Annotated in this window: 4 protein-coding genes; 2 read left to right on the top strand and 2 right to left on the bottom strand. The window is 59.6% G+C overall.

The window, feature by feature from the left end:
- Nucleotides 1-397 precede the first annotated feature (397 nt).
- Nucleotides 398-2,326 (top strand): ATP-binding cassette domain-containing protein, encoded by a 1,929-nt coding sequence (locus RCH06_RS17305; RefSeq protein ID WP_327082709.1) that lies wholly within the window; start codon nucleotides 398-400, stop codon nucleotides 2,324-2,326.
- Nucleotides 2,327-2,480: 154 nt separating this feature from the next.
- Nucleotides 2,481-4,175, top strand: coding sequence for a phospholipase D-like domain-containing protein (locus RCH06_RS17300; protein WP_327082708.1), 1,695 nt, complete (start codon nucleotides 2,481-2,483; stop codon nucleotides 4,173-4,175).
- A 392-nt stretch (nucleotides 4,176-4,567) separates the two neighbouring features.
- Here the strand turns inward: RCH06_RS17300 and RCH06_RS17295 are convergent, their stop codons facing one another.
- Together RCH06_RS17295 and RCH06_RS17290 are read right to left on the bottom strand one after the other, a co-directional pair.
- Entirely contained in the window at nucleotides 4,568-7,099 is a 2,532-nt protein-coding gene (locus RCH06_RS17295; protein WP_327082707.1) for a CshA/CshB family fibrillar adhesin-related protein, read from the bottom strand.
- A gap of 33 nt (nucleotides 7,100-7,132) precedes the next feature.
- Nucleotides 7,133-10,567: a hypothetical protein gene (locus RCH06_RS17290; protein ID WP_327082706.1), complete on the bottom strand. Its 3,435-nt coding sequence runs from the start codon at nucleotides 10,565-10,567 to the stop codon at nucleotides 7,133-7,135.
- Nucleotides 10,568-10,670: the final 103 nt, after the last annotated feature.

Genomic DNA, 10,670 nt, shown 5'->3' with positions numbered 1-10,670 from the left:
TGACTGTCTTGCTTGGCGTCGTTCGCTGTAATCAGCTGAGCCTCAAATTATATACCGGATTTTTAAGTCCAGTTGAAATTTAATTCGAAGTTTTTTCTGCTTCCTGACCTGCACTCCGCTTTTCAGAAGAGCCGCCTTGTCATCAGCAGAGCCACAAATCATAGCACCATTTCCTCGCCATTTTGCGCAGACATGCTTGCAAAAAGTTCAGGGTTCTCGGGCTATGCATAACCGCCCGTAAAAAGGCCTTCAAGTCATAGCGCGGCGGATCTTCTCTTGCAGGCGCATTCCCGAGACAAAGTGGGTGGATGACCAAGCTTCGACTTGGATTTCCCGCATAAGCAAATTTCCCAGGGAGTCTCCTGCGCCCGCTCACAACGGGATAATCGCTCTCTATATGGCACTCATTACCCTTCTTGACGCTCAACTCGCTTTTGGGCACGTCGCTCTGCTGGATCATGCAGATTTTTCCCTTGAAACCAACCAGCGCATCGGCTTGATTGGCCGCAATGGCACCGGCAAGTCTTCCTTACTGAAAATTCTCGCGGGACTTGAAAAACCCGACGATGGCACTTTGCAGTTGCAGCAGAATCTGCGCATTGCCTATGTCCCGCAGGAACCCAGCCTGGATCCGCACGCTACTGTTTTCGTAGCTGCCAGCGCTGGCCTAGCTCGCACCAAGCATGTCGTTGAGCTTTATCTTGCCGCCGACGAGCACACCGACCTGGATGCGCTGCAATCTGAAATTGAAGCACTGGATGGCTGGACTTGGGAGCAACGCGTTGAGGAAACCCTGCACCGCTTGCATCTGGACAAGGACGCCCTCGTCGGCTCACTCTCGGGCGGAACCAAAAAGCGCGTGGCACTGGCGCAAGCGCTGGTCGCCAAGCCCGACGTGCTGCTACTTGACGAGCCCACCAACCATCTGGATCTGGACTCCATTGCCTGGCTGGAAGAACTGCTGGTCAATTTCAATGGCAGCATCATCACTATTACCCATGACCGGGCTTTTTTGGACCAGGTCGCGAACGTGATTGTCGAGCTGGATCGCGGCAAGTTGCGCAGCTACCCCGGCAACTTTGCCCAGTACCTGATCCAGAAAGAAGACCAGATGGCGCAGGAAGCCGTTATCTTCGCCAAGGCGGACAAACTGCTGGCGCAAGAAGAAGTCTGGATTCGCAAAGGCGTCGAGGCGCGCCGCACCCGCAGCACGGCCCGCATTGGCCGCCTGGAAGCCCTGCGTGACAACCGTGCGGCCCGACGCGACGCGGTAGGCCGCGTCAACCTGGACGTTTCAAGCGGCGACAAAAGCGGCAAGATTGTGGCCGAACTCACGGACGTTTCGAAAAGCTTTGGCCACCCAGGTTTTGAAAAAATCATCGTCAGCCGTTTCAGCGCGACCTTGGTGCGTGGCGACAAGATCGGCCTGCTCGGCCCCAATGGCGCAGGAAAAAGCACCCTGCTCAAGCTCATTTTGGGAGAATTGCAGCCCGACGTCACCACGCCGCCCGGCAAAATTCGTCAGGGCGCGAATCTGCAAGTGGCTTACTTCGACCAGATGCGCGACGCGCTGGATCTGGACGCGACGCTCGAAGACTTCATCAGCCCCGGCAGCGAATGGGTCGAAATCAACGGCCAGAAAAAACACGTCAAAAGCTATTTGACCGACTTTTTATTCAGCCCCGAGCGCGCCCGCTCCCCGGTGCGCAGTTTGAGCGGCGGCGAGCGCAACCGATTGCTGCTGGCGCGTCTGTTTGCGCGGCCGGCGAACGTGCTGGTGCTCGACGAGCCGACCAACGACCTGGACATCGACACGCTGGAGTTGCTCGAAGACCTGCTGCAAAACTACGAGGGCACGGTGTTTCTGGTCAGTCATGACCGGCGCTTCCTGGACAACGTGGTGACCAGCACCATCGCCTACGAAGGCACACCGGAAAACCCCGGCTTCTGGCGCGAATACGAAGGCGGCGTGACAGACTGGCTCGTACAGTCCAAGCGCGCCGCGCAAATCACCGGCGGCGGCAAAAGCCCCCCAGCTGCTTCCAGCGCGAAAAATACAAGCAAAAACAGTGCGGAGTCCAATAAGGACGGGCGCGAGCAGCTATCAAAAAAGAAGCTTAGCTACAAAGAGCAGCGTGAACTGGAAGGATTGCCGGCCATGATCCAGCAACTTGAATCGCAGCAAAAGGCGATCGGGCAGGAACTCTACGACGGCACGCTGTACGCCAACAATCCCAAAAGGGCGGCCGAACTCACAGCGCGCAACGCCAAGATAGAGGAAGAACTCATGGAAGCGCTGCAGCGCTGGGAAACACTGTCTGCCTGAGCGAGACGCCGCTACCGCGCAGCCGTTAAAAGCTCGCGCTGCGGCAAAGCCCTGGCGCTGGCAATTTGTCACGCCAGGCGCCTACAGCAAGAAGCGCCAGAACATCGCCCTGATGCGCTCAAGCAAGCAACGCTTGCGCTAAAGTGCCAGCATCATGCAAACCACTGACGCGCTGCACCCCGGCCCTGTACTGACTTCACCCGCAAGCCGTCATCGTGACCTGCGGCCTTGGCTGATGCTTGTTTTTTTAAGCTTCTGGCTTGCTGGATGTGCATCGTTGCCGAGCGAAGTAGACCGTCCGGTTTCACGAGCCTTGAGCCAGCCGATGCAAACCCGGCTGGGCAAGATGGTTCAGGCGCGCGCCCTTAAGGCGGGAACCCATAACGATTCAGGCTTTGCGCTGGTCGGCAATTCAGAACTGGCGTTTACCAGCCGCATGACACTGATCAAGGCGGCGCAGAAAACCCTGGACATCCAGTACTACGCCATCTTTGCCGATGACACCACGGAGCGCATGTTCGATGCCCTGCGCGAAGCCGCCGGGCGCGGTGTGCGCATCCGCATACTGCTGGATGACTTCAACACCTCCGGCAAAAATGCACAAGTCTTGAAACTCGCTTTTGAAAAGAATTTTGAGCTGCGGCTGTTCAACCCGCTGCCTGGCGGACGCTCATCCCTGATGCTGCGGATTCTGAGCAACCTCAAAGACGTGGCGCGCATGCAGCGGCGCATGCACAACAAGATTTTTGTCGCTGACAACGCGATCGCCATCACCGGCGGGCGCAATCTGGGCGAAACCTATTTTGGTCAGAGCAAAGGCACCAACTTTATCGACATCGATGTGCTGGCGGCCGGCCGGATCGCGCGCGACCTGTCGCGCAGTTTTGACCAGTACTGGAACAACCCGTTGGCGTATCCGGTGCAGTCGCTGATGAGCCAGGAGGAAATCGAGGCGATCAAGCCGAAACCGGCCGCCGCCCTGCCCGATACATCAGCCAGCGCCTTGCACACCCTGCCTGACACGGCCAATCTGTCGGGCCGCGAGCCTGTGACCGCTTCTAGTGACAGCATCTCTGAAGGCCTTCCAGCGCTGCCCGACTCGACCGACCTGAGCCTGCTGACCTGGACCTGGGCGCCGTCTGTTTTGCTGGTGGACAAACCCTCCAAGATTGCCGCCGATGCCGACGATGTAGAAGAAGCGCAGGAAACAGCGGTCGATGGGCTGCTGCAACTCATGTCGCAGGCCAAGACCGATTTGCTGATCGTCTCGCCCTATTTTGTGCCGGGCGAACTCATGATGCGCCAGTTTGCCGAGATACGGCGGCGCGGCGTCAAGGTGCGGGTACTGACCAATTCGCTGGCTTCCAACGATGCACCGGCTGCGCATGTGGGGTATGCCCGCTACCGTAAAGCGCTGCTGGAAATGGGCATTGAAATCTATGAAATGCGCGCCGAGCAGGAAGGAACGGTCATCAGTTTCGGCTCAGGCTCGGGCGCGACAGGGGGCTCTAAATACGGCTCCCGCGCCAGCCTGCACGCCAAAGTGGTGGTGGTGGATGGCCGTCTGCTGGTGGTCGGCTCCATGAACCTTGACCTGCGTTCGAAGCTGCAAAACAGCGAAGTGGCTGTCGTTATCCGCAACCGCGCCCTGTCGCTGGAGGCGACCCGCATGATCGAGCCGGCGCTGACGAACGGCGCCTACCACGTAGAACTGACGGATGGTCAGCTGGTCTGGCGCGCACCGCAAGGCTCGCAATTGAAGGATTCGACGACCGAGCCGGATGCCAGCCTGCCTTTGAAGCTGCTGCTCAAGCTGATAGGGCCGTTGGCGCCGGACGAGATGCTGTGACGGGCTAACTTATTGCAACCCGGATTTTGGACTTTTTGCGAATGAAGTGCCTACATCCTAAAACCTGACTTGTGGCTACGGATCAACCCGCTTCAAGAATGCCGCATCGCCAAAACCAGTGTGTACGGCGGTATGTTCCGGGTGTCTGTCGGGCTTGGGATCGATGAGCCGGATGCGCTTGTTGCATCTGGGGGAAATCACGGGCATTTAAGCCGGCCTCACAGAGATTTTTATGCGTTTTTAGTCTCTTGCGCAATATCCACGGCACTTATTTGCTATCTAATTAATAGCACATCAATGACTGGCAATGCAAAACCAGTCCGTCTCTACCCTTGACACCCGTCAGGTCGACTGGACTGAAAACGCTTTCAGTTCGCCCTCTGTGCGCAGCCCTACTGATTTACTCTCACCTGGTAGGTGACCGACACCTGTGCGCTGGGCATCAGCGAGCCGGTAAATGTCCACTGCAGATCGCCCGGTGCGCCTATGCCGGGCTGGGTGCTCACGCTGCAGGCACTGAGCCCGGTTGGCAATGTGCCCGGACAGGCGGCAGACACATACGTCGTGAAGGCTGGGGTGGCATCGTTGATGACCAGGGCGTTCAAGGGTTCGCTGCCATTGTTCTGTGCCTTGAGGCTGTATTCCAGGACGTTCCCCGGGTTGGCGACGACGGTAGTTGCAGCAGCGCTGCTCAACGTGATGTTTTTCACCAGTTTGTTTAAAGCCAGCGCGCTGCGCAGGCCTACGGTGGTGACATCGTTGGCAGTCAGCGTGCGGGTCAACAAGGGGGCGGAATTGGTGTAGCTGAACGCTGCACTGAGCGTAATCATGTTTTTCGCGCCCATCGCCGCAGCCAGGGGGATGAACTGCTTGACGATGAGGCACAGCGTTTGCCCTGCCGTTACGGTGATCGGGGCGATGATTTGCGGCTCCGAGCCATCCAGCAAGCTGCTGCAGTCGCTGTCGCGGTAAAGCACCTGGCTCCAGGGCAGCCCGCTGGGCGTGGCCGCGTTGGCGAGCGAAAACGTCACGTCGCCACCGCTGGCTGCAGTGAAGGTATGGGCATAAAACACCACCGTGCCGGGTTGCCCTGTCTCCGCGCCGTTGGGCGCCAGCGTATTGGGGGGCACGAGGCCAAAATTTACCCCGGTGTAGGTTTTCCCTGCCACTGGCGTGAAATTGATCACACTGGGGCGGCTGTAGCTGGCACCGGCGGTGGGCGAACCAACAGCCCCACCTGTGGCCGCATAGCCGCTGGGCGCGCTGGGCTGGATGATGACGGTGCCGGTGACCGTAGCCGCCACCCACAGCGTATAGCTTCCGTCGCCTGCCGTGCTGGCGCTGGCGGCAGCGGTGGCGCCGCTGAGGGCATTTACCGTGACGCTGGCAATACCTGCTTCGGTACCGTCCTTGCTGCCATTGTTGGCAGTACCCGACCCCACGCCGGTATCAGCAAACACAGTACCACTGAGTTTGGAGCCATTGAACAGGCCGAAATTACTCGGGACTTCGGGCGGCGCGCTTTCCACGACGATCTGGCTCACACCAGTTCCGTTTTGCGTTCCAAGCCAGCCGGCAGGTGGTGTGGACGTGGTGTCGCTCAGGGCATTGTTGTCATCCAGGATCAGGCAGTAGGAACCCGGAGCGACCATCGGCAGGCTGTAGGCGCCGGTGCCGGGGGTGACCGCTGCGGCTGCGCTGGCCGGGTTCTGGCATACACCCCCCGTCGAGGTGGCGAGTTTGACGTAAAGACCCGCCACACCGGTTCCGGTTTCCGTGCCGTCCTGGCTGAAGTTGTGGTTGGCATCGTTGTAGACCGTGCCGGTGACGGGTGAAAAGATCGGTGTATTGATAAACGTACAGGCCACCGCATCGCCATACTGCAGGCTCGCAATCGTGTAGCTTGACAGCCCTGTACTGGGGGGAAAGACGGTTGATGAGCCGGTGTTGGCGTTGACGCAAGAGAACGACGTGGTGTAGTTGGACAGGGTACCAGTGCTGCCTGCCGCCATAACCTGATCGACCACAAAAGGGTAGCTGGCGGCCACGGTAGGCAAGCCGGCAGGCGTGGAAGTCAAGGCTGTGCCTGTCGTTGCACCCGAAGTCATGGTGACACCGGCAGACGTTTTTACCGAATAGGTAAATTGATCAGGGGTGTTGTAACGTTGTTTGCTGATGTTCGAAACAACCGAAATCGACGCATAGCGCACACCCACGAGGAAGCCCTGCAGACCGCCGGCCTTGAAGGTGGACGTGATCTGGGTCGGGTTGTTAAACGAGCCAAAAACATAACTTCCCACAGTCCCTGCAACGCCCGTTTCGCTGACTGTGGTGGTGCCAACGCCCGACAAGGTGGGATAGACCGTGCTGGCGCCATTTTGAATGGTTGACAGCAGCGTCCACGGATCCTTGTTGGTCGTGAAGGAAAGCGTCTCGCCATTATTGGACGATTCGCCGTCTGCCACGATGATGGCGTATTTGGCAATACCGATACCCCCTGCCGGGGCCGCGACTGAAATATTGCTCATCTCCACCGTCACCGTGGAATTGTTCACGCCGCTGTACAAAACCGGCTTGTTGGGAATGCCATTGAATGCCGTGTTACCAAACGCTGCCCCGGGCCATGACGGCGCCTGTACTGCAACGACAGCAGCGCCGGCGGCACCGAGGGTCTTGGCCGTCTTCAGCGTCATGGTTAGCCTGGACTTGTCGGGCAGGTCAAAAGTGAACGTCTGTCCTGCTGCCGATTGGGCCGTGGCGTCAACGTAACTTGTAAAGTCAAGCCAGCAGTAGTCTTTGTAATCGGCAGGCGCCGTGCCTTGGGCGGCGGCGGGCGCGCAGCTGGGGTTGGCAGCCCACGCCAGATCGGGTATCGCCAATGCTGAAAACAGACCGAAAACAAAGAGAAGGAAGAATTTTTTCATGCGTGTTTCATGCCGTGCGGTCGTCACGCAAGATCAATTGGAGGCGGCTCCGGCCAAAGCTGAAGGGGGCCGCTCACTGGCAGACTGAAACAGGTTTTCATCAAATTTAAAGCGTAGCCGCAGGTAAACGCCGCGCTGGGTGTAAGCGTCGCCGGCCAGTTCTGCGGCCTTGAAGCCCTTGGCGTTATACCCCAGCGAAAGCCAGAGATTTTTCCAGGCTAGGTAGCCGGCCTCGATCCCCATGGCGGTTTCGGCAGCGCCGTTGCCCCACATGCGGTAAGCCTGCAGGCCGACATCGACTCGATCCGTGACGTCCCAGGTAGAACGCCCGCCCAAAAGCTGGGTGAAGGAGCGGCTTTCCAGCGCACCCGCACGGTCGATTGCCGATCGTGCCGCATACCGGCCAGTCATCAGCCAGTGATGGCTGGGCTGGAAATTCACATGGGTGGAGGCCAGCCAGGACGACTCGTCACGGTTCAGCCCGGCACCCAAGGTGCTGTCCACATCCCGCTTGAACTGGAGGCGGCCCAGCGCGTTCAGCTGACTGGTTTCAACGGGACGGTAGGCAAAACCGGTCTGCGCGGTCACCAGCTTGCGCTCCCCGCCAACGTCTGAAAGGCTGGTCTGCAGGTTGTACAAGGCCCGGTTGAGCAGCGTCCAGTCGGCGTCCAGCTTGTTCGCCAGAGCGGCGCTGGCCAGCCAGCTGCGCGAAGTGGAAGAGGTTTGCCACTGCAACTGGGCGGAGCCCTTCCAGTCGGCGGCGGCCACGTAGTCGACGCCCAAGGTTACAGCGCTGGAATCGTCAGCCACCACGCCAGTCAAAGGCTTGATGCGCTGGACGCTGCCGGTAAGACCCAGACCATTGTCCAGACGCCAGAGCCGGCGCAGGCCAATGGCAGCTTCACTGCTGCGTCCATTGAGGCTGTCGCCCATGCGGTATTCGTTGAAAACTTGCGTGCTGTCTGGCAACTCGGTGTTGATGCCTGCGACAGTCGTGTATTGCGATACGGCCGGATTGAGGTTGTAGGGGCCATTCAGGGTGTTGGCAAAATCATGGCGCAAATACAGCTTGGTTGTTGGATTGACCGCATAGTTGCCGCCCAGGCCAAGCTGGCGCCCTCCGCTGCCGTCAATGGCGTATTCGGCAATCCCGAAAACATCCGCCTGCGGCAAATTGGGCACGGGCACCGTCAACTTGACGCGTGCGCTGGTAAAGCCGGTCTGCGCAGAAGCGGCGGCAAGCGCAGCTGCATTTGGAATGACCGGCAACGAAGTGCCAGGCAGCGGCAAGGCCGTCAAGACCGAACTTGCATTGGCGCGGCTGTAACGCAACCCGGCTTCAATCCGGGCATTGCCGGGCAGGCTGTGCTCCAGCTTGAGCTCGGCACCGGTCTGCTCAGCGCCCGTGATGGCGTCTGAAGTTTTAAGGGCTTCTGCCACGAGCCGGTTTTTCTCGTCCAGCGGAATGCCTGCCTTGGCACCGTACTCAGACCGGCCCGCTGATTGCGGGCTGTTGGGATTGAAAAAGCCTGCATCCGTGCGCACCGCCCAGACACGCGCTTGCAACGCCGGGTCGTCATGCCGGATTTCAACGCGCTGGCCGGCACCGCTACCCTGCAGGTCGGTCGAGCTGCGGGCGATTTCTGCGGTAGCCTGCGTCTTGTCGCCCAACCGGGCGACCATGTTGATACCTGCCAAAGTTTGCGGGTTGACCGGGTCGGCGTCATGGATGAGCGTTGCGCCCACGGCAAGGTTGGGTGTCAGTTGAACCTTGCCGTCGACGCCAGCCACCAAATGCCTGGGGCCACCCGAGTCCACGGCATAGCTGACCCGGATGAACACCGGATTGAGGTCGGCATCGACGCTGGGCACCGGGCTTTTGAGCAGCAGCTGGCCAGAATAAGGCTCCAGCTCATAGTCAGTGAAGGCGGCCAGCGGAACATCCTTGACGATGACTGAAGGCTGGTTGCGGTCACGCGTAAGAACGTTCACCTGCTGGCTGTTGACCACGCCATTGACGTTCAACCGGAAGGGCCCGGAAGTGCCATTGGCGCGAAACTCTTCCACCTGTTGGCTGGTGGAGGTGCGGCTGGCAAAAGCTTCGGCCGTGTAGATGCCTTCTTGCACGCGAGCCTTGACGCCATTGAGGGCACGCGAATATTGCGTCAACTGCCGCGCCGGGCTGTCGCTTTGGGTGGAGTAGTCGCCCAGCAGCGCATAGTTGGTACCGTTTTGCACCATGACATACAGTTTTCCGGTGGACTGGGCATCAAAGCCACGGGCTGACGAGTCACCGTAGACCGGGTAAAACTGGTTGGGCTGAACGTCGCGGAACAGTGCGGTGTCGGAGGGTTTGTCCGAGTCGTAAGCCAGGGTCAGCAAAGTGGAGCCGAGCACCTTGCCCTTCAGGAACAGCGCGGCACGGGCCGCCACTTCGCCTTTACCATTGTCAAAGCTGCGGGAGGCACTCTGGATCTGACGCTCGAACACATCACCGCTTTGGGTGGGCTGCAGCCCCGAAGGCGAGAGATTGCGCAGGTTGATGGCTCCCTCCACCAGGCCAACCGCCATCATGGGCCGCAAGTTGGGCAAAAATTCGACCTTGGCCACAGCATTGACCTTGCCACTGGTGGCGCTCAGTTCGGCCTTGCCGGGCTGGGCCGGCGGCAGCAGCAAAAAGCGGGCTTCGCCGCCCTCAACGAACACCTGGATACCCGGTTGCTGCGGGTCCAGGTCGGGCGTCTGCCACTGACCCAGCGTGGACAGCAGCGTGACCTGGGTGCGGACGGAAACAGGCAGGTCTTGCGCATCGCGCAGGCGAAGCGTGACAGGCAATGGCGTCGCGCCGTCGGCAACAGGCTGCGGTGCAATATCGATCCGGATTTGTGCAAGCACCCCCGGCGCAATCAAGATAATTTGCTTCTGCCCGCGCGCATTGCCAAAAGGGTCGGTCGCCCGCAAGGTCAAGGTATTGCGCCCTGCCTTGAGGTTGATACCGATGTATTCCCAGGCAACCGTGCTGGTCTTTTCCAGGCTGCTTTTCTTGCCGACCTGGGTAACGGGCACGAGCTGGTCATTCACCAACAGTTCAAAGTTCGCGCCTATGGGGCCTTTGACACGAACCCGGGTCTGGTCGCTGGTGAGTACCTGCTCATTGCGCAGGTTGATAAAACCCACTTCAGGACCAAGACTTGGCAAAAGGTCTTCCAGCGGCTGGCTTTGCTCGTCAGGCACTGTCGGGGACGCCGGAACAGGCACCGAAGACACGGCATCAGGCAGCACCTTGCCTGGCGTGAAAAGCGGCTGCGGCACACCTTGTGCGTTAGGCGCGTAAGCGCCGCCCGGATCACCGACCGCGCCCAGCGCACCGGCCGACGGAACTACCGAGCCGGTCATGCCAGGCAAGGTCGTGACAGGCAGTAGCTTGGCAGCATTTGCGTTGCCGTTGGCTTGCAACGCGCCAGGCAAGCCAAGGATTGACCTTGCCCCTGGATTCCGTATCCCATAACCGAGATCATGAACGGGCTTGATGGGCCTGAGCCGCAAGCCAGTTTTCCTCAAACTGCATCGG

The organism is Polaromonas sp. CG_9.5, assembly GCF_035984465.1.
In the GTDB taxonomy this organism is placed as follows: Bacteria; Pseudomonadota; Gammaproteobacteria; order Burkholderiales; family Burkholderiaceae_C; genus Polaromonas.
This window is presented reverse-complemented; position numbering and strand designations above follow the sequence as displayed.